Genomic DNA, 25,630 nt, shown 5'->3' on the forward strand with positions numbered 1-25,630 from the left:
TGCGCGCGCAGCGTGGCAGTCCGCCGGGGTTGCCACGCTGCGCTCGTATCGACAATGGGTCAGGCGTGCAGTGGATTGACTTTATCGGCCTGAATCCCGTATTTCTTGATCGCCTCGGCCACCTTCGCGGCCGGCACGGCGCCCTCCTCGGACAAGGCCTTGAGTGCGGCGACCACGATGTAGTGACGATTGACTTCGAAGTGCTCGCGCAGTTTGCTGCGGAAGTCGCTGCGGCCAAAACCATCGGTGCCCAGCACCTTGTAGGTGCGCCCCTTCGGGATAAAGGGACGGATCTGATCGGCAAAGGCCTTGATGTAATCGGTGGACGCCACCACGGGGCCGCTGTGCGGCTCGAGCTGCTGGCTCACAAAGGAAACGCGTGGACCTTCCGTCGGATGCAGCAGGTTCCAGCGCTCGCAATCCTGGCCCTCGCGCGCCAGCTCGTTGAAGCTCGGGCAGCTCCACACGTTGGCGGCAATGCCCCAGTCTTGCTCCAGCAGCGCCTGGGCGGCAATGGATTCGCGCAGGATCGTGCCCGAGCCCAGCAACTGCACGGTGGTCTTGAGCTTGGGGCCTTCCTTGCACAGGTACATGCCCTTGATGATCTGCTCTTCGGTGCCGGCCTTCAGACCCGGCATGGGGTAGTTCTCATTGAGCAGCGTGATGTAGTAATACACGTTCTCCTGCTTTTCCACCATGCGCTTGAGGCCGTGCTGCATGATCACGCCGACCTCGTGCGCGAAGGTCGGGTCGTAGCTCACGCAGTTCGGAATGGTGCCGGCCAGGATGTGGCTGTGGCCGTCCTCGTGCTGCAGGCCTTCGCCGTTCAGCGTGGTGCGCCCCGCGGTGCCGCCCAGCAGAAAGCCGCGCGCCAGCATGTCGCCCGCGGCCCAGGCCAGATCGCCGACGCGCTGGAAGCCGAACATCGAGTAGTACACATAGAACGGCACCATGATGCGGTTGCTGGTGCTGTACGAGGTGGCCGCCGCGATCCAGCTGGCCATGCCGCCGGCCTCGTTGATGCCCTCCTGCAGCACCTGGCCCTGCTTGTCCTCCTTGTAGTAGCTCACCTGGCCTTTGTCCACCGGCGTGTATTGCTGGCCGGCCGGGTTGTAGATACCGATCTGGCGAAACAGGCCTTCCATGCCGAAGGTGCGGGCCTCATCCACCACGATGGGCACCACGCGCGGCCCCAGCGCCTTGTCGCGCAGCAGTTGCGTGAGAAATCGCACGAAGGCCTGCGTGGTCGAGATTTCGCGGCCTTCGGCCGTGGGCTCCAGCACCGGCTTGAAGATGTCCAGCGCGGGCACGGTGAACTGCTCGTCGGCCTTGGCGCGGCGGTGCGGCAGGTAGCCGCCAAGCGCCTTGCGGCGCTCGTGCAGGTACTGCATCTCGGGCGTGTCGTCGGCCGGTTTGTAAAACGGGATGTCGGCCAGCTGGCTGTCCGGGATCGGGATGTTGAAGCGGTCGCGAAACTCCTTGACCGCTTCATCGGTGAGCTTTTTGGTCTGGTGGACGGTGTTCTTGCCCTCACCCATCTTGCCCATGCCGTAGCCCTTGACGGTCTTGACCAGCAGCACCGAGGGCTGGTCCTTGTGGTGCACGGCCGCGTGGTAGGCCGCATAGACTTTTTGCGGATCGTGCCCACCGCGGCGCAGGGCCCAGATGTCGTCGTCGCTCATCTTGGCCACCAGCTCCAGCGCCTTCGGGTCACGACCGAAGAATTCCTTGCGCACGTAGGCGCCGTCGTTGGCCTTGAACGCCTGGTAGTCGCCGTCCAGCGTGTCCATCATGATCCTGCGCAGTGCGCCGTCCTTGTCGCGCGCCAGCAGCGGGTCCCAGTCCGTGCCCCACAAGAGCTTGATGACGTTCCAGCCGGCACCGCGGAACGTGCCCTCCAGCTCCTGGATGATCTTGCCGTTGCCGCGCACCGGACCGTCCAGGCGCTGCAGGTTGCAGTTGATCACGAAGATCAGGTTGTCGAGATTCTCGCGCGCGGCCAGGCCGATCGCACCCAGGCTTTCCACCTCGTCCATCTCGCCGTCGCCGCAGAACACCCAGACCTTGCGGTTCTCGGTGTTGGCGATGCCACGCGCATGCAGGTACTTGAGGAAGCGCGCCTGGTAGATCGCCATCAGCGGCCCCAGGCCCATGGAGACGGTGGAGAACTGCCAGAAGTTGGGCATCAGCTTGGGGTGCGGGTAGCTGGACAGGCCCCGGCCGTCGACCTCCTGGCGGAAATTGAGCAGCTGCTCCTCGGTGAGCCGGCCCTCCAGATAGGCGCGTGCATAGACACCGGGCGAGCTGTGGCCCTGGATGTAGAGGCAGTCGCCGCCATGGTTTTCGCTCTCGGCATGCCAGAAGTGGTTGAAGCCGGCGCCGAACATGCTGGCCACCGAGGCGAACGAGCCGATGTGGCCGCCCAGGTCGCCGCCGTCCTCGGGGTGGTGGCGGTTCGCCTTGACCACCATGGCCATCGCATTCCAGCGCATGTAGGCGCGCAGACGGCCTTCCATCTGCAGGTTGCCGGGACTGCGCTCCTCCTGGTCGGGCTCGATGGTGTTCACATAGCCCGTGTTGGCCGAAAACGGCATGTCGATGCTGTTCTGCCGCGCATGCTCGAGCAGTTGCTCCAGCAGGGCGTGAGCCCGTTCGGGGCCTTCGCTTTCGATCACGGCCGACAGGGCATCCATCCATTCGCGGGTTTCCTGGGAATCTGCGTCATTCGCCGGCGCACCAAACGCGTTTTCGGGCAATGCTGACATTTTTATCTCCTCGTATTTAAGACGTAATTTAGTACGACTTCTCTAGTTTCTCATATTTTTCTCAAATTTCAAATAGTGGCTATAAATGCCGTTATATGAAATTTAGAATTAATAAATGCGTCCACCCTTTCGAAGTCAGTCACCTACACTTCAGCCATGCAGAACCGTCCCCCGCCAAGCCAGCCAGGCACGGCCAAACCAGTGGCCGCCGCGCCGATCACTTCATGGCGCAACTGGTGGCGCCGCCAGAGCCCGACCCATCAGGATCGACTGGCCTTGCTGGCGCCGATGGCCTCGGTGCTGCTGTTCCTGGCCGCTATCGTCGTGGCCTTCTGGTACCTGCAGGTGGAGGAAATCGACCGGGAGCAGGAAGCCGTCAAACGCGATGTCGAGTACGCGCAGCAGCGAGTGCGCCTGCGCCTGCTGGAGCGCCAGGAACAACTCATGCGGCTGGCGCGCGATGTGTCCAACAAGGAAGTCGACCCCGAAGAATTCATGGCCCGCTCCGAATCGCTGGAGGCGCAGTACCCCGAAATGCTGGCCATCACCTGGATCAATGCCAGGCGCCGCATCATCGCCAGCCGGGCCGCGCCCAGCGTTCCCACGGCCCAGCAGCGCACCGCGGGCGACATCCTGAAGATCGGCGAGACCGAAAACAGCTACAGCCTGACGCGCGAGCTGCAGCAGCCCGTGTATGCCCAGCCGCCGGCGCGTGCCGACCGGGTCGCCCTGCTGCAGTTGCACGTACCGCTGGCCGACGGCGGCAAGTTCGCCGGTGTGGTACTGGGCGAATACTCGCTCGACGGCCTGCTGCGCTACGGCGTGCCGACAGAGGTGTCTGCCAAGTACTCCGTGGCGCTGCTCGACGACAAAGGCAAACTGCTGGCGGGCAATACGGTGCCGGCACGCAACCCCGCGGCCAGCCTGTTGCCGTGGACCACGCCGCCCAACGAGTACGAGGTGCCGGTCTCGCCCGTGGGCAACGGCCTGATCATCCGGGCCCAGGCCTACCGGACGTCGATGGGGGTGATCGGCAGTGGCCTGTTCTGGCTGGTCAGCGCGCTGAGCATGCTCACGGCCTGGATGCTGATTGCCACCTGGCGCCACACCCGGCGCCGCGTGCAGGTGCAGCAGGCGCTGGTGTCGGAAACCAACTTCCGCCGTGCGATGGAGAACTCCATGCTGACCGGCATGCGTGCGCTGGACCTGCAGGGACGCATCACCTACGTCAACGCGGCCTTCTGCCAGATGACGGGCTGGAGCGAGCGCGAGCTGGTGGGACGCACCGCGCCCTTCCCCTACTGGCCCGAGGCCGACCTCGAATCGCTGTCCGCGCGGCTCGAGGACGAGCTGCACGGGCGCACCATCCCCGGCGGCTTTCAGGTGCGTGTCAAGCGCAAGAGCAACTCGCTGTTCGATGCCCGGATGTACACCTCGCCGCTGATCGACGCCCGCGGCCAGCAAACCGGCTGGATGACCTCGATGACCGACATCACCGAGCCGAACCGCATTCGCGAGCAGCTGTCGGCCTCGTACGAGCGCTTCACCACCGTGCTGGAGGCGCTCGACGCTTCGGTGTCGGTGGCGCCGCTGGGCAGCAAGGAGCTGCTGTTTGCCAACAAGCTGTACCGGCTCTGGTTTGGCTCTCACACGGTGGGCCACCTGCAACTGGTGGCGCAGGCGGGCGTGGTCTCCAGCAGCCACCCCGGCAGCGACGACGCACAGGACGACGTCGACGGCTTCATGGGTCTGCCGACCGATACGCTGACACAGGCGCATGCGGGCCATTCCGAGGTTTTTGTGCCGGAGCTCGGCAAATGGCTCGAGGTGCGCTCGCGTTACCTCACCTGGGTGGACGGGCGTCTGGCCCAGATGGTGATTGCCACCGACATCACGCCGCGGCGCCACGCGGAGGAACTGTCCGCCTCGCAGGCCGAGCGCGCGCAATCGGCCAGCCGGCTCATCACCATGGGCGAGATGGCGTCCAGCGTGGCGCATGAATTGAACCAGCCCCTGACCGCCATCAACAACTACTGCAACGGCATGGTCTCGCGCATCAAGGGCAAACAGATCAGCGAGGAAGACCTGCTCGCGGCGCTCGACAAAACCGCGCGGCAGGCGCAGCGCGCCGGCCACATCATCCAGCGCATCCGCTCGTTCGTGAAGCGCAGCGAACCGAACCGTACGCTGTCGGACATCCCGGCCATGGTCAACGAAGCGGTCGAGCTGGCCGGCATCGAGCTGCGCCGGCGCAACGTGCGCCTGAACCCCTACGTGGCCGCGCGCCTGCCCCAAGTCATGGTGGACCCGATCCTGATCGAGCAGGTACTGGTGAACCTGCTCAAGAACGCGGCCGAATCCATCGAGGCCTCGGAGCGCCCACCGACGCAGCGCACGGTGGAGTTGCAGGTGGTGCCGCGCCAGCTCGACGAGCAGCCGGTGGTGGAGTTTTCCGTGCTCGATTCCGGCAAGGGGCTGGCGCCCGAAGCCATGGAGCGGCTCTACGAAGCGTTCTTTTCCACCAAGGCGGAAGGCATGGGCATCGGGCTGAATTTGTGCCGCAGCATCGTAGAGTCGCACCAGGGCCGGATGCATGCCGAGAACCTCTACAATGGCGGCGAAGTGACAGGCTGCCGTTTCTCCTTCTGGCTACCGCTCGCCAGCCCTGTCAACGACACTACGAATTCAGTAGCAACGACAAAAAACGCTGGGGTAACCGCATGAGTTTGATTCCTAAAAAAGGAACTGTCTACGTGGTGGACGACGATGAGGCCGTGCGCGATTCGCTGCAATGGCTGCTCGAAGGCAAGGATTACCGGGTGCGCTGTTTCGAGTCGGCCGAATCGTTTTTGAGCCGCTACGACGCGCGCGAAGTGGCCTGCCTGATCGTCGACATCCGCATGGGCGGCATGACCGGACTGGAGCTGCAGGACCGGCTGGTGGAGCGCCAGTCGCCGCTGCCCGTGGTCTTCATCACCGGCCATGGCGACGTGCCGATGGCCGTGAACACCATGAAGAAAGGCGCAATGGATTTCATCCAGAAGCCGTTCAAGGAAGACGAACTGCTGGGTCTGGTCGAGCGCATGCTGGAATCCGCGCGCAGCGCCTTCACCGATCACCAGCAGGCGGCCAGCCGCGACGCGCTGCTGTCCAAGCTGACCTCGCGCGAAGCCCAGGTGCTCGAGCGCATCGTGGCGGGGCGCCTGAACAAGCAGATTGCCGACGACCTGGGCATCAGCATCAAGACCGTGGAGGCGCACCGTGCCAACATCATGGAAAAGCTGGGCGCCAACACCGTGGCCGACCTGCTGAAGATTGCCTTGGGACAAACTGCAGTGAAAATCTGACGCTACGGTATTTATAGCTATCAGCGCCCGCCCGATAAGGACCAGCGGGCGTTTTTACTTGAGAACTGATACATGACCGCTCAACTCATCGACGGCAACGCGATTGCCAGACAACTGCGCACCGACGTGGCCCGGCGCACCGCCGCGCTCAAAGCCCGTGGCATCACGCCCGGCCTGGCCGTCATCCTCGTAGGCGAGGATCCGGCCAGCCAGGTCTACGTCGGCAAGAAAGTCCAGGCCTGCGCGGAAGCAGGATTGCACTCGGTGCTGGAGAAATACGACGCAACCCTGAGCGAAGCCGAGCTGCTCGCGCGCGTACAGGCACTCAACGTCGACCCGTCCATCCACGGCATCCTGGTGCAGCTGCCCTTGCCGGCCCACATCGACGCACACAAGGTGATCGAGACCATCGCCCCGGCCAAGGATGTGGACGGCTTTCACATCGCCAGCGCCGGCGCGCTGATGACCGGCATGCCGGGCTTCTGGTCCTGCACGCCGTATGGCTGCATCAAGCTGATCGAGAGCACCGGCATCGATCTGCGCGGCAAGCATGCCGTCGTCATCGGCCGCAGCAACAACGTGGGCAAGCCGATGGCCCTGATGCTGCTGCAAAAGAACGCCACCGTCACCATCTGCCACAGCGCCACGCGCGACCTCAAGGCGCACACGCTGCAGGCCGACGTGATCGTCGCCGCCGTCGGCAAACCCAACACGCTGACCGCCGACATGGTCAAGCCCGGCGCCGTGGTGATCGACGTGGGCATGAACCGCAACGCGCAGGGCAAGCTGTGCGGCGACGTGGATTTCGCGGGCGTGCGCGAAGTCGCCGGCTGGATCACCCCGGTGCCCGGCGGCGTGGGCCCGATGACCGTGACCATGCTGCTGGTCAACACGCTGGAGGCCGCCGAGCGCAGCTGATGTTGCCCCCACGCTTGTCGCTTCGCGTACTACGCTGCCCCCCGAGGGGGCCGCAGGTCGCCTTGGGGCGGCCCGGCGCCGGCCTCGCTGCGACCACCGCCCCCCGCCCTTGAACTTGCGGCCCCCGGCCACCAACTAAGCTGTATGACCAATCCCCTGCTCGACTTCACCGACCTCCCGCTGTTTGACCAGATCCGGCCGGAGCACGTTGCCCCGGCCGTCGACAGTTTGCTGGAGCAAGCCAACCGGGCGCTGGAGACCGTCACGCACCCGGATTTTCCGGCAACCTGGATCACCATGTCGCTGATTCTGGATGTCGCGACCGAAAAGCTGGGCCGCGCCTGGGGCGCGGTCAGCCACCTCAATGCCGTGGCCGACACGCCCGAGCTGCGCGCGGCCTACAACGCAGCGCTGCCCCAGGTGACCGAATTCTCGACCCGGCTCGGCGCCGATGAGCGCCTGTATGCGAAGTACAAATCCATCGATGTCGCCACGCTAAACGCCGAGCAGCGCCAGGCGCACAAGAATGCGATGCGCAACTTCGTGCTCTCGGGCGCCGAACTCACAGGCGCCGCCAAGGAGCGCTTTGCCAGGCTCCAGGAACGGCAAGCCGAGATCAGCCAGAAATTCAGCGAGAACGCGCTCGACGCGACCGACGCCTTTGCGTACTATGCGCGCGAGGATGAACTCGATGGCGTGCCCGATGACGTCAAGCAGACGGCGCGGGCCGCGGCCCAGGCCGAGGACCAGGCGGGCTACAAGCTCACGCTCAAGATGCCCTGCTACCTGCCGGTCATGCAGTTTGCGCGCAGCAGCGCGCTGCGCGAGACGCTGTACCGGGCCTACGTGACCCGCGCGTCCGACCAGGCGCCCGAGGACGCACGCCCCTTCGACAACTCCGCGCTGATCGTTGAGACGCTGGCGCTGCGGCGCGAAGAGGCGCAGTTGCTGGGCTACGCGAATTTCGGCGAAGTCTCGCTGGTGCCCAAAATGGCCGAGTCGCCCGCGCAGGTCATCGCGTTCCTGCGCGACCTGGCCCACCGCGCCCGGCCCTATGCCGAAAAAGACGTGGCCGACATGCGCGCGTTCGCGCACGAGCAGCTCGGCCTCGATGACCCGCAGCCCTGGGACTGGCCCTACATCGGCGAAAAACTCAAGGAGGCGCGCTACGCCTTCAGCGAGCAGGAGGTGAAACAGTATTTCCCGGCACCCAAGGTGCTGGCCGGCCTGTTCAAAATCGTCGAGACGCTGTTCGAAGTGGCGATCCGCAAGGACAGCGCTCCGGTGTGGGATCCCGAGGTCGAGTTCTACCGCATCGAGCGCGACGGAATATTGGTCGGCCAGTTCTACCTCGATGCCGCGGCCCGCACCGGCAAACGCGGCGGCGCCTGGATGGACGACGTGCGCGCACGCTGGCTGCGGCCCGACACCGGCGCGCTGCAGACCCCGGTGGCGCAGCTGGTGTGCAATTTTTCCCAAGGCGTCGATGGCAAGCCGCCGCTGCTCACACACGACGAGGTGACCACGCTGTTCCACGAGTTCGGCCACGGCCTGCACCACATGCTCACGCAGGTCAACGAACACGACGTGTCGGGCATCAGCGGCGTCGAATGGGACGCGGTCGAGCTGCCCAGCCAGTTCATGGAAAACTTCTGCTGGGAGTGGGACGTCCTCCGGCACATGACGGCGCATGTGGACAGCGGAGAACCCCTGCCGCGCGCGCTGTTCGACAAGATGCTGACCGCCAAGAATTTCCAGAGCGGCCTGCAGACGCTGCGCCAGATCGAGTACTCCCTGTTCGACATGCTGCTGCATACCGAGCACGACCCGGAGCAGGACTTCATGCCGCTGCTGCAACGGGTGCGCGAGGAAGTAGCGGTACTGCAGCCGCCGGCCTGGAGCCGCACGATGCACACCTTCAGCCATATCTTTGCGGGCGGTTATGCGGCCGGCTATTACAGCTACAAATGGGCCGAGGTGCTGAGCGCCGATGCCTACGCGGCCTTTGAAGAGACGGCCGGCAAGGACGGCGTGGCGAATCCGCAAACCGGCAGAAAATACCGCGAGACCATTCTGGAAGTGGGTGGCAGCCGCCCCGCGATGGAATCCTTCAAGGCCTTCCGGGGTCGCGAGCCCAACCTGGATGCGCTGATGCGGCATCAGGGCATGGCTTGACGATAATGACAGCCGGGAGATTGCAATGACACGAAACATCACCACGCGTCTGGCGGCGCTCACCCTGCTGGCCACCCTGCTCGCCTTCGGCAGCATGCATGTGCACGCGCAAGCGGTGTACCGCATCGTGGGGCCGGACGGCCGGGTCACTTTCTCGGACAAGCCGCCGCCCGCCACCGCGGGCAAGGCCACGACCATCGATGCCGGCGCCTCGGGCCCGGCTGCCAGTGGTTCGGCTCTCCCGTTCGAGCTCAAACAGGTCGCCGGCAAATATCCGGTCACGCTCTACACGGGCAGCAATTGCGGCCCGTGTGGATCGGGCCGGGCCATGCTGAGCAGCCGCGGCGTGCCGTTCACCGAGCGCACGGTCAACACGGCGCAAGATGCCGATGCGCTGCAACGCCTCAGCGGTGACAACACCCTGCCGCTCCTGACCATTGGCAGCCAGCAGCTCAAGGGTTACTCGGACACCGAGTGGAACCAGTTCCTCGATGCCGCCGGCTATCCCAAGACCTCGCAATTGCCCGCCAGCTACCGCAATCCGCCGGCCGCGCCGCTGGTGGCCGTGCAAAAACAGGCGCCCGCAACGTCCGCGACCGGCAACACGGCGCAGGAGCCATTGGCTGCGCCGGCACCGCGCCCGGCGCCGGATCGCAGCGGGGTGGACAACCCGGCGGGTATCCGCTTCTAGAACTGGATCGCTATATTTTTTATAGCTGACTGCGCCCTGTCCTCAAGGGCTGGCGCCTGATTTCTCTCAGAACTTCAGGGTTTTCACACCGCCGGCCGTGCCCAGCAGGCACACATGCGCCTTCTGGTGCGCGAACACACCCACCGTCACCACGCCCGGCCACTGGTTGACCTGCGATTCAAACGCCAGCGGATCGCTGATCTGCAAGCCGGTGACATCGAGGAGGTGCTGGCCGTTGTCGGTCACGAGCGGCTGCCCGTCCGCCAGGCGCACGGTGGCGCGGCCGCCCAGCGTTGCGAATTGTCGGATGAGGCGCTGCGTCGCCATCGGGATCACCTCCACCGGCAGCGGGAATTTGCCCAGCGTGGGCACCAGTTTCGATTCATCGGCAATGCAGACGAACTGGCGCGACTGGGCAGCCACGATTTTCTCGCGCGTCAGCGCCGCGCCGCCGCCCTTGATCATGTAGCCGCGGGCGTCGATCTCGTCCGCACCGTCGATATAGACCGACAGCTCGGCCACCTCGTTGCTGTCAAACACTGTGATGCCCAGGGCCGTGAGCCGCTTTGTGGACGCCTCGGAACTCGAGACCGCGCCCTTGATCCGGTCTTTCATCGTGGCCAGCGCGTCGATGAATTTGTTCACGGTCGAGCCCGTTCCCACGCCGACGATTTCACCCGGCACCACATACTGCAGGGCGGCCTGGCCGACCAGCGTTTTGAGTTCATCTTGGGTCATGGTTCGCTTTTGAGACAATTGCAGACAGTTGCCACGAATTATCCAATGTCCTTACTCCCCTACGCGCTCGCCCGCCCCTTTTTGTTTGGCCTCGACGCCGAAACCGCCCACGAACTGACCCTGCACACCCTGGCGCGCGCGCAGGGCACACCGCTCGAGTGGGCGTATTGCAATGGCCGGGTGGACGACCCCATTGAACTGGCAGGTTTGACCTTCCCGAACCGCGTCGGGCTGGCAGCAGGGCTGGACAAGAACGCGCGCTGCATCGACGGCCTGGGTGCCATGGGCTTTGGCTTTGTGGAGGTCGGCACCGTCACGCCGAAGGCCCAGCCCGGCAACCCCAAGCCGCGCATGTTCCGCCTGCCGCAGGCCAACGCCCTGATCAACCGGCTGGGCTTCAACAACGACGGACTGGACGCCTTCATTGCCAATGTGCAGCGCTCGTCGCTGCGCGCCAGCGGGCGAAAGAATTCGATGCTGCTGGGCCTGAACATCGGCAAGAACGCCTCCACGCCGATCGAGCGCGCGACCGACGACTATGTGACCTGCCTGGACGGCGTGTACCCGCATGCCGACTACGTCACGGTCAACATCTCCAGCCCCAACACGAAGAACCTGCGCACGCTGCAAGGCGACGAGGCGCTCGATGGCCTGCTGGGCGCCCTCGCCGCGCGCAGCGAGGCACTGGCACAGCAGTACCAGAAGCGCGTGCCCCTGTTCGTGAAAATCGCGCCCGACCTGGACGAGGCACAGGTGGCGGTGATCGCCGCCGCGCTGCAGCGCCACGGCATGGACGGCGTGGTGGCCACCAACACCACGCTCGAACGCGGCGCCGTCCAGGGCCTGCCGCATGCCGAGGAGGCCGGTGGCCTGTCCGGTGCGCCGGTGTTCGAAGCCAGCAACCGCGTCATTGGCCAGCTGCGCGCGGCCCTGGGAAAAAAATTCCCCATCATCGGAGTCGGCGGTATCCTGAGCGCGCAGGACGCGCTGGGAAAGATCCGCGCGGGCGCCGACGTGGTGCAGATCTACACCGGCCTGATCTACAAGGGGCCGGAACTGGTACGGCAGGCCGCACTTTCGATTAAAAAGAGCCTGTAGCCCATACGGGTCGGGCACTGACAGCTGCTATTTCGATAGCAAGCGGACCACATACTCACCGATCGCCAGCGCGCTGGTGAGCCCCGGCGACTCGATGCCGAACAGGTTGACCAGTCCCGGCACGCCGTGCTCGGCCGGCCCTTGAATCAGGAAGTCCCGGGCCGCCGCGTGTGCCGGCGCGATCTTGGGGCGAATGCCCGCATAGCCGGGGATCAAGGCGCCGTCCGGCAGGCCCGGCCAGTACTTGCGCACCTCGGCATAGAACGCATCGCCGCGTGCGGGGTCCACCACCAGATCGTCGGGCGAATCCACCCACTGCACGTCGGGGCCGAATTTGGCCTGGCCGCCGAGATCGATGGTCAGGTGTACGCCCAGGCCGGCGGTTTCGGGCACGGGGTAGATCAGGCGGCCAAACGGCGAGCGGCCCGAGAGCGTGAAGTAGCTGCCCTTGGCGTAGTAGCTCGGCGGCACATGGCGCGCATCGAGGCCGGCAAACTTTGACGCCAGCGCCGGCGCACGCAGTCCGGCCGCGTTCACCACCGTCGTCGCCCGCAATTCCGTGTCGTCGCAGGCTATCAAAGTAATAGCATCTTGCGTATATTTGGCGCTGGCCAGCGGCGAATTCAGTGCGACCATCCCGCCTGCGTGCTCGAGATCGCCCTGCAAGGCCAGCATCAGCGCATGGCTGTCCACGATGCCGGTGCCGGGCGAGTGCAGCGCCGCCATGCATTCGAGCTGCGGCTCCAGCGCCCTGGCCTGCCCGCGCGTGAGCCGCTGCAGGTCATGCACGCCGTTGGCGCGCGCCTGGTCGATGATGGCGGAGAGCTGCGCCACCTGTGCCTTTGACGTGGCCACAATCAGCTTGCCGCAGCGCCGGTGCGCAATGCCGCGCTCGGCGCAGTAGGCGTACAACAGCTGCTTGCCCTGCACGCACAGCCGCGCCTTGAGCGAGCCGGTGGCGTAGTAAATTCCCGCATGAATGACTTCGCTGTTGCGCGAGCTGGTGCCGGTGCCGATCGCGTCCAACGCCTCCAGCACCATCACCTCGCGCCCCTGCAAGGCCAGCGCCCGCGCGACGGCCAGCCCGACCACCCCCGCGCCAATCACCACGCAATCGACCTTGTCCACCCGGCAGTCCAGCGCGCCTGAGCGGTCAGAGAGTCCGCGGATCGGTCTGCAGCAGTCGCTGCACCAACGAACGCAGGCTCTCCTGCAGCGATGCAAACCCATCGGTCATCTGCAGCGTCTGCTCGTTCATGTACAGCTTGCGGTTGACCTCGACCTGGATGCTGTGGCGCTGGCGCGCCGGGTCGCCGTAGCGGCGCACCAGTTCCACGCCCTTGTACGGATGGTTGTAGGCCACGCTGTAGCCCAAGCCCTTGAGATGCTCACAAACCAATCGCACCAAAGGCGCACTGGCGCTGGACTGGTCGCGGTCCCCGATCACGAAGTCCGCATGGACCAGCCCCGGGAAGTCGGTTGCCTGGCTGGCGCCGACCGCCGGCATGGAGTGGCAGTTGATATGGATGCTGTAGCCGTGCCGCTCATGCGCCGCGTCGATCGCCTGCGCCACCGCAAAGTGATACGGCTGCCAGCAGTTGGCAATGCGCGCGCGCACCTCCGCCACACCGAGCTTGCGGTTGTAGATGGGCACGCCGTCGTCGGTGGCGCGCCAGATCAGGCCCTTGCCCAGACGCACCTTTGACAGCGTGGCCGGATCGCCGGCCACCGGCTCGGGCCAGGGCTCATCGAACAGCGTCACATCCACCTCGCTGGTATTGCGGTTGGCATCCAGATAGCTGCGCGGGAAGTGCGCCTCGATCCAGGCGACACCGAGCGCGGGCGCAAAGTCGTACAACTTTTCGACGTGCGTGTCCTCGGCCGTACGCAGCGTCTCCAGCGCACAGGCATAGGCAAAATCGTCGGGGTAATGAGTGCCGCTATGGGGCGAGTCGAGCACCAGCGGCGTGGTGCCGGGGCGGTAGGTAACGTAGTGCATCAGACCATTTTGCCGCAAGGGCAGGCGCTGCGCCTACGCGAAAAACCGCACGACCGGGCCTGGCAACCCCATCGTGCGGCGGGTGGCCTGACGTATCAGGCGGCGGCAGCGACGTGCAGCGCCGCCGATTTGGCCGCTGCGGATTTTGTGCCGCTGCCGGCACCGAACTCGATCTCGCCCGATAACTGGGCGCCCTCTTCGACCACGAGCTTGCCGTAGCGGATCTTGCCGGTGACTTTGCCCGTGGCGTAGATCACCAGCTTGTCGCGCACCGTCAGGCTGCCATCGAACTGGCCGCGAATCTCCGCGATGTCAATTTCGGCCGAGCCCTTGAATGCGCCCTGCTGCGAGATCTGCATCACGCGCGAGTCCATCGTGGCCTCCACCAGGCCCTCGACCACGAGCGTGTCGCAATCGGTGATCTCAACACCCTTGAGTTTGATGTTCGGCCCCACCGTGAGCTTGCTGCCGCCTTCCTGCACGCTTGCCGTTGCGGCAGTTGCGGCGTTGCTGTTTGCAACCGGGTTTGCTACGGGCGTGGCTGTCTGCAAAGTATTCAAACCACTCAACCCTGTGGTGCCGCCACTGGTTGGGGTGGGACGTGGACTGAATCCGTCGGATTCACGCTTGTTGCCGAAAAAGGGAGACTGTAGAGCCACGTAACTTCCTCCAAAAAATGAAGAGTCCATGGTAGCGGTTGCACTGCGTGAAAGATGCACTTCATGTGCAAGAGTAGTAACCAAAATTTGGGCGCTCTGGCCAGGGGCGTGCGGGCATCGGGCACAAGCACGCAGGGACGCTCTCGTTCAGCGGCGTTGTGTCTGTAGTGCCGCCAGCCAGCGCCCGGTTTGCCTGAAAGTGCGCCAGCCCCACCACAGGCGCCCGGCCCAGCGCAGGGCACGTGCGGGGCGCAGGGCCGCCAGCAACATCACCGGGCCGATCAACGCATACGGGTGCTGGCGCAACCATTGCACCCCGGCCCGGGCCGTATCGGCCAAGGCCAGCGGCGCACGCAGCACCTCGGCCTGACCGGCCAGCGTCAGGCGCAATTGCGCACTGCGCATCACCAGGCGCTGGCGCCGCAGTGCGAGCTGGACATCGCGATCGCTACTCATACCTTCACTCACCGGTGTTGTGCGGCTTGAGTTCGGCCAGGTCCTGCCGGAGCTCTTGGACCGTGGCGCCGAGCGCGCCCGAGGGGTTGCGCAGCCGGTTGCGCGCGGCATGCATCAGCAGTGCGCCGGTGCCCAGAAACAGCAGGGTCAAAATGCCCAGCGTGGCAAGGCGATAGCCCTCCCACAACAGCACCACGATAAAGCCGCACAGGAGGATCACGCCGACCCCCAGCAGCATCAGCGCCAGCCCGGCCCACAGCAGGCCATCGAAAACGCGGAGTTTCTCCTGCTCGATCTCGGTCAGAAACAAGTCAAGGCGAACCTGCGCCATCTCCAGGGCGGTCGCCAGCAGCTGGCGCAAGGACGCGAACAGGCCGCCGCCCTGCCCGGGCTTGAGCGGTTCACTCATGGGGGCGCCGTGTCAGGATGCGCCGCATCAGCGACGACCGATCAGCAGCCCTACCACCACGCCGATACCGGCCGCCATGCCAACCGCCTTCCAGGGGTGCTCGTTGACAAAGTCATCGGTGGCCCGCCCGGCGGCCTTGGCCTTCACCACGGCAGCATCCTGCAAGTGCGCGAGGTCGATGCGCGCCTTCTTGAGTCCGGACTCGATGCGTCCCCGCAGCGCAGCCGCGCCCTCACCCGCCTGGCTGGCGGTCAGGCGCAGCAACTCTTCCGCATCAGAGATGACGACACGCACGTCGCTGATCAATTTATCTTTGTTGGCACTGGTGAATTCGGACATGGCAGGCTTTCGTTGGTTGAAACAATTTCAATACTACCCACTAAATACTACCAAGAGCCTGATCAAGGTCAAGGCCGCGCCTGTCATCAGGGCGTGAACTGCAGCTTGTAGTCCCTGGCAAATTCCTCGCATCGCAACAGCATCCGCTGCTTTTGGCGCGCCACGTCCGATGAATCGCTGCAGAAGAAGTTGCGTGTACATCTTCCATAGGCGTCAAGCGCAGCAGCGACCCGCGCGACATCCTGCGCCGTAGCAGCGGCAACGGGCCGCAGTGCCGGCCGCCTCGTGCTGCGTTGATACCTGATCAACCGGGCCAGCCTGTTCGCCATCGACTTGGTACGCGTGATCGACCTGACCAGGGGCACATTCATCGCCAGGGGCGCATAGGGTCGATTCACCGTGGCGAGCCAGTCCCTCCATTTGAACTCATTGAAGCGATGCGCCAGAATACACGCCGCCCATGGAATGCCCATCGCGTCGGCGCAAATGGCCCCATGCAGGGACTCGGCCAGAATGCGCGAGCAGGTGCGCATCTGCGCAATGACCGCACCGGGCGTCTGCCTGGGGCTGATGGCCAACATCCCTGCCTTGCTGGCGACGCTGGCCCAGTCAAAACCGTCCCAGGTCGCATGGTGCGGAATCAGCCCGACAGGGCCCGTACGATCATGCCCGGGCAGGAGTTCGGGCCACAGGATGGCCGAATCGCCCAGCGCCAGCTCGCCTGGGATCCCGAATTCTCTCGCCGTGCCCGGGCCTCGCACCCAACGAAAATCCCAGTTGGCATCGGGCGGGCCGGCAAGATTTCCGCCGAGTCCGGTCCCCAGCACCACTTTTCGGGCCGCCGCATCGTGCCGGCCGTCCAGCAGCGTTCCGACGCCATAGAAGAGAATCTGCCCCGTCAATTTCGACAGATCGGGAAACAGTCGCGACCATAGCTGTAAATTGATGTCGTCGCCAAAATTTCCGCCATCGATGCGGCAGTGTTGGATCAACGCCATTTTTTGCCCACCTTGATCCCGACGGCCGGAAGTGGCCTGTTGCAGGCCTGCCCTTTGTATTGCATGGTGCAACTGTCAAGCAGGGGCGATGCCTCTAAATGTCCACAAAGTGAATATATCGTAAAGACACGTAATGCGTCGGCGGGACCGCTGCGGGGTTCGTGAGTGGCGGGTTGAGGAACAGGCAAGAAAAAAGGACCCGGCATTTCTGCCTGGTCCTTGATTTTCATCACCAATGGTATTGGTGGGCAGTGCAAGTTTCGAACTTGCGACCCCTGCAGTGTGAATGCAGTGCTCTACCCCTGAGCTAACCGCCCAAATCTGTTATTCAGAATAGCCTCAAATTATGCCATAAATGGTGCCGCCGCTGGCGCCAGGGTCCGCCACACGGTCTTGCCGTCGCTGGACTTGTCGAGTTGCTTGAGGACGTCTTCATGCGCCGCCGCTTCCTGCTCATTGGCCGGCAGCACGGGCAAATCAAAGCCGCGCAGATCCATGCGCGTGGTGACGGTCCCCGGGTTGTCACCGGGCTCCAGATCCATCAACAGCGCGTCCTGGCCGCGCGTGAGATTGATGTACACATCGGCCAGCAGCTCGGCATCGAGCAATGCGCCATGCAGCGTGCGGGTCGAGTTGTCGACGCCCAGCCGGTCGCACAGGGCGTTGAGCGAATTTCGCTTGCCCGGAAACATTTCCTTCGCCATGGCCAGCGTATCGGTCACGCTGCCCACGAACTGTCCGAGGGCCGGCCGGCCGATCAGCTCCAGCTCCTTGTTCAGGAAGCTGACATCGAACTGGGCGTTGTGGATGATGATTTCGGCATCCTGCAGGTATTCGAGCAACTCGTCCGCCACGGCTTCGAACCTGGGCTTGTCGCGCAAAAACTCGCTGCTGATGCCATGCACCTTGAGCGCGTCCTCGTGGCTGTCACGCCCCGGGTTCAGATAGAAATGTTTGTTGTTGCCGGTGAGTTTGCGCGCCAGCAGCTCTACACAGCCAATTTCAATGATGCGGTCGCCGCCTTCGGCCGACAGGCCCGTGGTTTCGGTATCGAGAACAATCTGGCGCGTCATCAGTGATTCTCCTTGGCGTGGTTGATCGAATACTTGGGAATTTCCACCGTGACATTCGACTGCGCCAGGATCGCCTGGCAGCTCAGGCGCGAGTTCGACTCCAGCCCCCAGGCGCGGTCCAGCAGGTCCTCTTCGTTTTCGTCCATTTCGTTGAGCGACTGGAAGCCCTCACGCACCACCACATGGCAGGTGGTGCAGGCGCAGCTCAGGTCGCAGGCGTGCTCGATGTTGATGTGATTGTCGAGCAGCGCCTCGCAGATCGAGGTGCCCGCCGGTGCGCTGACTTCTGCCCCCTGCGGACAGTATTCGGGGTGCGGCAGTATTTTGATGACGGGCATGCGATGTTGTCTCTTATAAGGTTTCCACGTTTTTGCCGGCCAGGGCTTGCCGGATGCCGCGGTTCATGCGCAGGGCCGCGAACGCTTCCGTCTCCTTGGCCAGGCGCTGCGTCGCCGCCTCGACCGCCTTGGGGTCTTCCAGCAACAGGGCCTGCACGCTGGCGTCCAGCAGCGCATCTATGCCGGCGCGCTCGCCGGCGGACAGAAGATCGCCATCGGCCGCCAGCGCACTGCGGGTGGCCGCCATCATGCGCTCGGCATCGACGCGCGCCTGCACCAGTACGCGCGCCTGCACGTCCTGCCCCGCGGTCGAGAAACTGTCTTGCAGCATCCTGGCGATCTGCTCGTCGCTCAGGCCGTAGGAAGGCTTTACGTCAATGCTGGCTTCGACACCGCTGGTCTGCTCCCTGGCCTGCACGGTCAGCAGGCCATCCGCGTCGACCGTGAACATGACGCGAATACGCGCGGCGCCCGCCACCATGGGCGGAATGCCGCGCAGTTCGAAGCGCGCCAGGCTGCGGCAGTCGGCCACCAGATCGCGCTCGCCCTGCACCACGTGCAGCGCCAGCGCGGTCTGGCCATCCTGGAAGGTGGTGAAGTCCTGCGCCATCGCGGTCGGGATGGTCTGGTTGCGCGGCACGATGCGCTCGACCAGGCCGCCCATGGTTTCAATCCCGAGCGACAGCGGAATCACGTCCAGCAGCAGCAGATCGCCCGCCATGTTGTGGCCTGCCAACTGGTTGGCCTGGATGGCCGCGCCCAACGCCACCACTTCGTCCGGATTGAGGTTGTTCAACGGCGCATGACCAAAAAAATTGCCGACGGCGCGCTGGATTTGCGGCATGCGCGTCGAGCCGCCCACCATCACCACGCCCTTGACGTCATCCCGGCCGAGTTTGGCATCGCGCAGGGCCTTGCGCGCAGCAGCCAGGGTGCGATCCGTCAGGCCGGCCGTGGCGGCCTCGAATTGTGCGGTGGTTACATGAAAACTGATCGTGGCTCCCGCCAGTTCAACACGGAACGCTACCGAATCCGTAGCAGACGCAACCGAAGAGAGTGCCTCCTTGCAGGCCCGCGCAGCCACCTTCAGCGCCGATTTGTCCGATGCGGTGATGGCCTGCACGCCGGCTTGCGCCAGCACCCAGTCGGCCAGCGCGCGGTCATAGTCGTCGCCGCCCAGCGCCGAGTCGCCGCCGGTCGCGATGACCTCGAACACGCCTTGCGTCAGGCGCAGGATGGAAATGTCGAAGGTGCCGCCGCCCAGGTCGTAGACTGCATAAATGCCTTCGCTGGCATTGTCCAACCCGTACGCCAGAGCGGCGGCCGTAGGTTCACTGATCAAGCGCAGCACATTGATGCCCGCCAGTTGGGCCGCGTCCTTGGTGGCCTGGCGCTGCGCCTCGTCAAAATACGCCGGCACGGTGATCACGGCGCCGTAGAGATTGTCGGCGAATGTGTCCTCGGCCCGGTGGCGCAGCGTGGCCAGGATCTCGGCGCTCAGCTCGACCGGCGATTTGTCGCCCGCGACGGTGCTGATCCACAGCATGCCGGACGGCTCCGATGCGGCGGCGGCATCAACGAACCGGTACGGCAACTTGTCGTGATCGGCGATGTCCTTGAGGCCACGCCCCATGAAGCGCTTGACCGACGCAATGGTGTTCTCCGGATCCTCGGCCTGCGCCGCCAGCGCATCAAAACCAATTTTTCGCCCGCCATCGGCCAAATAACGCACCACGGAGGGAAGTATCACCCTGCCCTGCGCATCGGGCAGGCACTCGGCCACGCCGCTGCGCACCGCAGCGACCAGCGAATGGGTGGTGCCCAGGTCAATGCCCACCGCGATGCGCCGCTGGTGCGGATCGGGCGACTGGCCGGGCTCTGAAATCTGAAGAAGCGCCATGTAATTTGTTCGGGTTGACGGGCTCTATTGTCCCCTGCCGGCAGTGCCCGGTGGGGCGCTGCCGGCCTGGCTATTGGATTGATCGCCGGCTTCCAGACGGTCTTCGATATCGCGGGCAAAACGCTCGATGAACATCAGGGCCCTGACCTGCTGCACGGCCTGCGCGTAGTGGTGCTCCACATCCAGCAGCTGCTCACATTTTTGTAGCGCCTGGCGCCATGCACTGGCGACCTCAAAGCTGATTTGATCGAGTTCAGCGGGGCTGACGGCATCATCGAGCGACTCGCGCCATGCCATTTGCTGCATCAGGAAATCCGCCGGCATGGCCGTGTTGTTTTCGGCATTGACGGGCGCGCCGTTCAGCTCGCACAGGTAGGCCGCGCGCCTGAGCGGATCCTTCAGGCGCTGGTAGGCCTCGTTGATGCGCACCGACCACTGCATCGCCACGCGCTGGGCGGCCGCGCCGTGCCCGGAGAACTTGTCGGGATGGGCTTCGCGCTGCAGCGCCTTCCAGCGCGCATCCAGGGTCGCGCGCTCCTGCGCAAACCGCGCCGGAATGTCAAATAGCTCGAAGTCGCTGGATTGGAGGTTCATGTCAATAAAAAACCGCCATCACGGAGCGTGAAGGCGGTCTGGTGGGAACGCACGGATTCAGACGCGAAAGCTCTCTCCACAGCCGCAGCGATCGCGCTCTTTCGGGTTGTTGAACTTGAAGCCTTCGTTCAGTCCTTCGCGCACAAAATCGAGTTCGGTCCCATCGATGTAGGCCAGGCTCTTGGGGTCGATCAGAACCTTCACGCCATGCCCTTCGAAGACGATGTCTTCGGGCGCGACATCATCGACATATTCGAGCTTGTAGGCCAGGCCCGAGCAGCCCGTGGTTTTAACGCCCAGGCGCACGCCCACGCCCTTGCCGCGCTTTTCCATGTAGCGGGAGACGTGCTGCGCCGCAGCTTCAGTCAAGGTAACAGCCATTTCAGTGCACCTTCTCAATGTCAGTGGGTTTGCAGGGCGGTGTGTTTTTGCCTGTAATCGTTCACCGCGGCCTTGATCGCGTCTTCGGCCAGGATCGAGCAGTGAATCTTCACGGGCGGCAGCGCCAGTTCTTCCGCAATCTGGCTGTTCTTGAGCGCGGCCGCCTGGTCCAGCGTCTTGCCCTTGACCCATTCGGTCACGAGCGAGCTCGATGCGATGGCCGATCCGCAGCCATAGGTCTTGAAGCGCGCGTCTTCGATCACGCCGGTTTGCGGATTCACCTTGATCTGCAGCTTCATCACGTCGCCACAGGCCGGTGCGCCCACCATGCCGGTGCCAACGGATTCATCGCCCTTGTCAAAGGAGCCGACGTTGCGCGGGTTTTCGTAGTGTTCAACCACTTTTTCTGAGTAAGCCATGGCATTGACCTCCTGAATATTTTAAATAAATTAATGGGCGGACCACTGGATCGTGCTGATGTCAACGCCGTCCTGGTACATCTCCCACAGCGGGCTCAAGTCGCGCAGTTTGGCGACATTCTGCTTGATGGTCTGCACGGCGTAATCAATCTCGGCCTCGGTGGTCCAGCGGCCAATCGTCATGCGCAGACTGCTGTGGGCCAGCTCGTCGCTGCGGCCCAGCGCGCGCAGCACGTAGCTGGGCTCCAGGCTGGCCGAGGTGCAGGCCGAGCCGGACGACACCGCCAGCCCCTTGATGCCCATGATCAACGACTCGCCTTCGACATAGTTGAAGCTCATGTTGAGGTTGTGCGGCACGCGTTTTTCAAGGTGGCCGTTGATGAACACCTGCTCCACATCCTTCAGGCCCGCCAGCATGCGATCGTGCAGGGCACGGATGCGCACGTTCTCGGCCGCCATTTCAGCTTTGGCAATGCGGTAGGCCTCGCCCATGCCGACAATCTGGTGCGTGGGCAAGGTGCCCGAGCGCATGCCGCGCTCATGACCGCCGCCATGCATTTGCGCCTCGATGCGCACCCGCGGCTTGCGGCGCACAAACAGGGCGCCGATGCCCTTGGGGCCATAGACCTTGTGGGAGGTCAGGCTCATCAGATCGACGGGCAGCTGGCTCAGGTCGATATCGACCCGGCCCGTGGCCTGTGCCGCATCGACGTGAAAGATCACGCCCTTTTCGCGGCAAATCGCACCGATGGCTGCAATGTCCTGAATCACGCCGATTTCGTTGTTGACGAACATGACGCTGGCCAGGATCGTGTCGGGCCGGATGGCCGCCTTGAAAACTTCCAGGTCCAGCAGGCCGTCGGACTGGACGTCCAGATACGTCACGTCGAAGCCCTGACGCTCGAGCTCCCGGCAGGTGTCGAGCACGGCTTTGTGCTCGGTCTTGACCGTGATGATGTGTTTGCCCCGGGTCTTGTAGAAGCCGGCGGCGCCTTTGAGGGCCAGGTTGTTCGACTCGGTCGCGCCCGAAGTCCAGACGATCTCGCGCGGATCCGCACCAATCAGCGCAGCGACCTGCTCGCGCGCCTTTTCAACGGCCGCTTCCGCCTCCCAGCCCCAGGCGTGACTGCGCGAGGCCGGATTGCCGAAGTGCTCGCGCAACCACGGGACCATGGCGTCCACCACGCGCTCGTCGCACGGGCTGGTGGCGCTGTAGTCCATGTAAATCGGAAAGTGCGGGGTCATGTCCATGGCTGGCTCAATAGTGCTGGCGGATAGATACAAAAGGCGGCGTTCGACCTACGACTTGGCAAACACGTTGCCAAGGGCGAACACCGAATTGGGCGCATTCACGCGAATCGGCTTGACCACCGGCATGCTGGAGATCGCGCGCTTGACGGCTGGCTTGTCCTCGATCTGGACGCCTTTGGCGAGCTGGTCGTCCACCAGTTTTTGCAGCGTGACGGAATCCAGAAACTCCACCATGCGGGCATTCAGGGAAGCCCACAGTTCGTGCGTCATGCAGCGGCCGGCTTCGCCCAGGCAATTTTCCTTGCCGCCGCACTGCGTCGCGTCAATGGGCTCATCCACCGACACAATGATGTCCGCCACCGTGATGTCCCCGGCCTTGCGGCCCAGCGTGTAGCCGCCGCCGGGGCCACGGGTGGATTCCACCAGCTCGTGGCGGCGCAGTTTGCCGAACAGCTGCTCGAGATAGGACAAGGAGATCTGCTGGCGCTGGCTGATGGCGGCCAAAGTGACGGGGCCATTGTTCTGGCGCAGGGCCAGATCGATCATGGCTGTGACCGCAAAACGGCCTTTGGTTGTGAGACGCATCGCAAGCTCCTTCTTTAGGGTTGATCGCTGTAAAATCACCACCGCCGCCTTGTGGACCGCGGGGCCCCGTCCCCACCCCTACCAGCGCCGCACTTCTCGCGCGGCCGGGCCTTGCCTACCGGGTTGTTGACTATTGTGATTAAGTATATCACAAAGTCCGATCAAAATACTCAAGTAATATAACTTGGCGGTCACAACTTGACCTAATACGTTTTATCCTGCGCGACTGCCCCCCGCAGCGATGGACGCCACGTTGTCCGTGCCCGGCGCCCCGAATACCTGCTGCTTGAGCAATCCGAGTTGATCGCGAACGCGCGCCGCCTTTTCGAACTCGAGGTTGCGGGCGTGTTCCAGCATCAGCTTTTCCAGCCGCTTGATCTCGCGCGCGATGTCCTTCTCGCTCATGTCTTCGAAGCGCGCCCTTTGCATCGCGTCCTGCTCCAGCCGCTCGGCCTCCCGGCCCGCTTTTTCGCTGTAGACGCCATCGATCAGGTCCCGCACCTGTTTGACGATGCTGCGCGGCGTGATGCCCTGCGCCAGGTTGTGCGCGACCTGGCGGGCACGCCGGCGCTCGGTCTCGCCCATGGCCTTGCGCATTGACTCGGTGATGTTGTCGGCATACAAAATCGCGCGACCGTTGAGATTGCGCGCGGCGCGGCCGATGGTCTGGATCAGCGAGCGCTCGGAGCGCAGAAAGCCTTCCTTGTCCGCGTCCAGAATCGCCACCAGGCTGACCTCCGGAATATCCAGCCCCTCGCGCAGCAGGTTGATGCCGACCAGCACGTCGAACGTCCCGAGCCGCAAATCGCGCAGGATTTCCACGCGCTCCACGGTGTCGATGTCGCTGTGCAGGTAGCGCACTTTCACGCCGTTGTCGCTGAGGTAGTCGGTCAACTGCTCGGCCATGCGCTTGGTCAGCGTGGTGATCAGCACACGCTCGTTTTTATCGGCGCGGATGCGGATTTCCTGCAGCACATCGTCCACCTGATGCATGGCCGGTCGCACCTCCACCTCGGGGTCCACCAGACCGGTGGGCCGCACCAGCTGCTCCACCACCTGGCCCGCATGCTGCTGCTCGTAGGCTGCCGGCGTGGCCGAGACGAAGATGGCCTGGCGCATCCGTTTCTCGAATTCTTCGAACTTCAACGGCCGGTTGTCGAGCGCGCTGGGCAGCCGGAAGCCATATTCCACCAGCGTGGTCTTGCGCGAGCGGTCGCCGTTGTACATGGCGCCGAACTGGCCGATCAGCACGTGCGACTCGTCCAGAAACATGACCGAATCCTTGGGCAGGTAGTCGGTCAGGGTCGACGGCGGATCGCCCGGCGCCGCGCCCGACAGGTGCCGCGTGTAATTCTCGATGCCCTTGCAGTGCCCGACCTCGCTGAGCATTTCCAGGTCGAACCGGGTGCGCTGCTCCAGCCGCTGCGCCTCGACCAGTTTGCCCATGCCGACCAGCTCCTTCAGGCGAGCAGCCAGCTCGGTCTTGATGGTTTCCACCGCCCGCACCACCTGGTCGCGCGGTGTGACGTAGTGGCTGGACGGGTACACCGTGAAGCGCGGGATCTTCTGGCGGATGCGGCCCGTGAGCGGGTCGAACAGCTGCAGGCTCTCGATCTCGTCGTCAAACAGCTCGATGCGGATCGCCAGCTCGGAATGCTCGGCCGGAAACACGTCGATCGTGTCGCCGCGCACGCGGAACTTGCCGCGTGAAAAATCCATATCGTTGCGCTGGTACTGCATGCGGATCAGCTGCGCGATCACGTCGCGCTGGCCCATCTTGTCGCCGGCGCGCAGGGTCATCACCATCTTGTGGTACGCCTCGGGCTGGCCAATGCCGTAGATCGCCGAGACGGTCGCCACGATCACCACGTCGCGCCGCTCCAGGATGCTCTTGGTGCAACTCAGGCGCATCTGCTCGATGTGCTCGTTGATGGCCGAGTCCTTCTCGATGAACAGGTCGCGCTGCGGCACGTAGGCCTCGGGCTGGTAGTAGTCGTAATAGCTGACGAAGTACTCGACCGCGTTCCTCGGGAAAAACTCGCGGAACTCGCTGTACAGCTGCGCCGCCAGCGTCTTGTTGGGCGCGAACACGATGGCCGGGCGACCCAGCCGCGCGATCACGTTGGCCATGGTGAAGGTCTTGCCCGAGCCGGTCACGCCGAGCAGCGTCTGGAACACTTCGCCGTCGTTCACGCCCTCGACCAGCTTGTCGATCGCAACCGGCTGGTCGCCGGCGGGCGGATAGGGCAAAAACAGCTCGAACGGCGAGCCGGGGAACTGGATGAACTCACCGACGTCTGCAGCAGCACCGTCTGGCTGGGCCGGCGTTGCGCGTATGCCGGTGCCCTCGCCGTCGGCGCCAGCCGCAGCCCGGCGGCCGGATTTGCCTTGAAGGATGGACAGGGATTCGGACATGGATGTGCGGGTCAAAATGAACGGGTGCTGCGCCGCCACCTGCAGTGGCGAAGATAGTGACAGTTTATAGAACGTCAGGTCG

The 25,630-nt window shown here is 64.1% G+C and carries 24 protein-coding genes and 1 tRNA gene; 6 read left to right on the forward strand and 19 right to left on the reverse strand.

Annotated features, from left to right (window positions below):
• Positions 1–59 precede the first annotated feature (59 nt).
• On the reverse strand, positions 60–2,765 hold the full coding sequence (aceE, locus tag EUB48_RS11665) for a pyruvate dehydrogenase (acetyl-transferring), homodimeric type (RefSeq protein ID WP_142819279.1): 2,706 nt from the start codon (positions 2,763–2,765) through the stop codon (positions 60–62).
• A gap of 156 nt (positions 2,766–2,921) precedes the next feature.
• Between aceE and EUB48_RS11670 the strand changes: the two genes are divergently transcribed.
• The 5 genes from EUB48_RS11670 to EUB48_RS11690 all read left to right on the forward strand — a co-directional run bounded on the left by EUB48_RS11670 (position 2,922) and on the right by EUB48_RS11690 (position 9,896).
• Positions 2,922–5,489 (forward strand): PAS domain S-box protein, encoded by a 2,568-nt coding sequence (locus EUB48_RS11670; RefSeq protein ID WP_142819280.1) that lies wholly within the window; start codon positions 2,922–2,924, stop codon positions 5,487–5,489.
• Positions 5,486–6,112: a response regulator transcription factor gene (locus EUB48_RS11675; protein ID WP_142819281.1), complete on the forward strand. Its 627-nt coding sequence runs from the start codon at positions 5,486–5,488 to the stop codon at positions 6,110–6,112. The genes EUB48_RS11670 and EUB48_RS11675 overlap by 4 nt, the downstream gene beginning before the upstream one ends.
• A gap of 72 nt (positions 6,113–6,184) precedes the next feature.
• Positions 6,185–7,030: a bifunctional methylenetetrahydrofolate dehydrogenase/methenyltetrahydrofolate cyclohydrolase FolD gene (gene folD / locus EUB48_RS11680; RefSeq protein ID WP_142819282.1), complete on the forward strand. Its 846-nt coding sequence runs from the start codon at positions 6,185–6,187 to the stop codon at positions 7,028–7,030.
• Between the two features lie 144 nt (positions 7,031–7,174).
• On the forward strand, positions 7,175–9,205 hold the full coding sequence (locus EUB48_RS11685; protein ID WP_142819283.1) for a M3 family metallopeptidase: 2,031 nt from the start codon (positions 7,175–7,177) through the stop codon (positions 9,203–9,205).
• 25 nt (positions 9,206–9,230) lie between these two features.
• On the forward strand, positions 9,231–9,896 hold the full coding sequence (locus EUB48_RS11690) for a glutaredoxin family protein (protein ID WP_142819284.1): 666 nt from the start codon (positions 9,231–9,233) through the stop codon (positions 9,894–9,896).
• A 66-nt stretch (positions 9,897–9,962) separates the two neighbouring features.
• Here the strand turns inward: EUB48_RS11690 and rpiA are convergent, their stop codons facing one another.
• Positions 9,963–10,634, reverse strand: coding sequence for a ribose-5-phosphate isomerase RpiA (rpiA, locus tag EUB48_RS11695; protein WP_210411621.1), 672 nt, complete (start codon positions 10,632–10,634; stop codon positions 9,963–9,965).
• A gap of 45 nt (positions 10,635–10,679) precedes the next feature.
• Between rpiA and EUB48_RS11700 the strand changes: the two genes are divergently transcribed.
• The gene (locus tag EUB48_RS11700) at positions 10,680–11,732 is read left to right on the forward strand and encodes a quinone-dependent dihydroorotate dehydrogenase (protein ID WP_142819286.1); all 1,053 of its coding nucleotides are present in this window, start codon (positions 10,680–10,682) and stop codon (positions 11,730–11,732) included.
• 27 nt (positions 11,733–11,759) lie between these two features.
• Here EUB48_RS11700 and EUB48_RS11705 read toward each other — a convergent pair whose 3' ends face one another.
• The 17 genes from EUB48_RS11705 to uvrB form a co-directional block, all read right to left on the reverse strand.
• A complete protein-coding gene (locus EUB48_RS11705) occupies positions 11,760–12,860 on the reverse strand; it encodes an NAD(P)/FAD-dependent oxidoreductase (protein ID WP_244618179.1) in 1,101 nt (366 codons plus the stop codon).
• Between the two features lie 25 nt (positions 12,861–12,885).
• The gene (locus EUB48_RS11710; protein ID WP_142819288.1) at positions 12,886–13,731 is read right to left on the reverse strand and encodes an N-formylglutamate amidohydrolase; all 846 of its coding nucleotides are present in this window, start codon (positions 13,729–13,731) and stop codon (positions 12,886–12,888) included.
• A gap of 95 nt (positions 13,732–13,826) precedes the next feature.
• Positions 13,827–14,390: a bactofilin family protein gene (locus EUB48_RS11715; RefSeq protein WP_142819289.1), complete on the reverse strand. Its 564-nt coding sequence runs from the start codon at positions 14,388–14,390 to the stop codon at positions 13,827–13,829.
• Between the two features lie 147 nt (positions 14,391–14,537).
• Positions 14,538–14,846 (reverse strand): YqjK-like family protein, encoded by a 309-nt coding sequence (locus EUB48_RS11720; RefSeq protein ID WP_168226742.1) that lies wholly within the window; start codon positions 14,844–14,846, stop codon positions 14,538–14,540.
• Positions 14,847–14,850: 4 nt separating this feature from the next.
• Positions 14,851–15,255 (reverse strand): phage holin family protein, encoded by a 405-nt coding sequence (locus EUB48_RS11725; RefSeq protein ID WP_142819291.1) that lies wholly within the window; start codon positions 15,253–15,255, stop codon positions 14,851–14,853.
• Between the two features lie 27 nt (positions 15,256–15,282).
• Entirely contained in the window at positions 15,283–15,594 is a 312-nt protein-coding gene (locus EUB48_RS11730) for an ElaB/YgaM/YqjD family protein (protein ID WP_142819292.1), read from the reverse strand.
• 86 nt (positions 15,595–15,680) lie between these two features.
• Complete coding sequence (locus tag EUB48_RS11735; RefSeq protein WP_142819293.1) at positions 15,681–16,592, reverse strand: glycosyltransferase family protein; 912 nt, start codon at positions 16,590–16,592, stop codon at positions 15,681–15,683.
• 242 nt (positions 16,593–16,834) lie between these two features.
• A tRNA-Val gene (locus tag EUB48_RS11740) sits at positions 16,835–16,909 on the reverse strand.
• Between the two features lie 27 nt (positions 16,910–16,936).
• On the reverse strand, positions 16,937–17,665 hold the full coding sequence (gene dnaQ, locus EUB48_RS11745) for a DNA polymerase III subunit epsilon (RefSeq protein ID WP_142819294.1): 729 nt from the start codon (positions 17,663–17,665) through the stop codon (positions 16,937–16,939).
• Positions 17,665–18,003, reverse strand: coding sequence for an ISC system 2Fe-2S type ferredoxin (gene fdx / locus EUB48_RS11750; protein ID WP_142819295.1), 339 nt, complete (start codon positions 18,001–18,003; stop codon positions 17,665–17,667). Before fdx ends, dnaQ begins: the two co-directional genes overlap by 1 nt.
• A gap of 13 nt (positions 18,004–18,016) precedes the next feature.
• Complete coding sequence (gene hscA, locus EUB48_RS11755; protein WP_142819296.1) at positions 18,017–19,903, reverse strand: Fe-S protein assembly chaperone HscA; 1,887 nt, start codon at positions 19,901–19,903, stop codon at positions 18,017–18,019.
• A gap of 24 nt (positions 19,904–19,927) precedes the next feature.
• On the reverse strand, positions 19,928–20,497 hold the full coding sequence (gene hscB / locus EUB48_RS11760; protein ID WP_142819297.1) for a Fe-S protein assembly co-chaperone HscB: 570 nt from the start codon (positions 20,495–20,497) through the stop codon (positions 19,928–19,930).
• Positions 20,498–20,554: 57 nt separating this feature from the next.
• Positions 20,555–20,878: an iron-sulfur cluster assembly protein IscA gene (gene iscA / locus EUB48_RS11765; protein ID WP_077562784.1), complete on the reverse strand. Its 324-nt coding sequence runs from the start codon at positions 20,876–20,878 to the stop codon at positions 20,555–20,557.
• 20 nt (positions 20,879–20,898) lie between these two features.
• Complete coding sequence (iscU, locus tag EUB48_RS11770; RefSeq protein ID WP_142819298.1) at positions 20,899–21,297, reverse strand: Fe-S cluster assembly scaffold IscU; 399 nt, start codon at positions 21,295–21,297, stop codon at positions 20,899–20,901.
• A 30-nt stretch (positions 21,298–21,327) separates the two neighbouring features.
• The gene (locus EUB48_RS11775; RefSeq protein ID WP_142819299.1) at positions 21,328–22,548 is read right to left on the reverse strand and encodes an IscS subfamily cysteine desulfurase; all 1,221 of its coding nucleotides are present in this window, start codon (positions 22,546–22,548) and stop codon (positions 21,328–21,330) included.
• A gap of 48 nt (positions 22,549–22,596) precedes the next feature.
• On the reverse strand, positions 22,597–23,133 hold the full coding sequence (iscR, locus tag EUB48_RS11780) for a Fe-S cluster assembly transcriptional regulator IscR (protein ID WP_077562787.1): 537 nt from the start codon (positions 23,131–23,133) through the stop codon (positions 22,597–22,599).
• 213 nt (positions 23,134–23,346) lie between these two features.
• Positions 23,347–25,548, reverse strand: coding sequence for an excinuclease ABC subunit UvrB (uvrB, locus tag EUB48_RS11785; RefSeq protein WP_142819300.1), 2,202 nt, complete (start codon positions 25,546–25,548; stop codon positions 23,347–23,349).
• Positions 25,549–25,630 lie beyond the last annotated feature (82 nt).

The sequence above is a fragment of the Rhodoferax sediminis genome (assembly GCF_006970865.1).
Lineage (GTDB): Bacteria > Pseudomonadota > Gammaproteobacteria > Burkholderiales > Burkholderiaceae_C > Rhodoferax_A > Rhodoferax_A sediminis.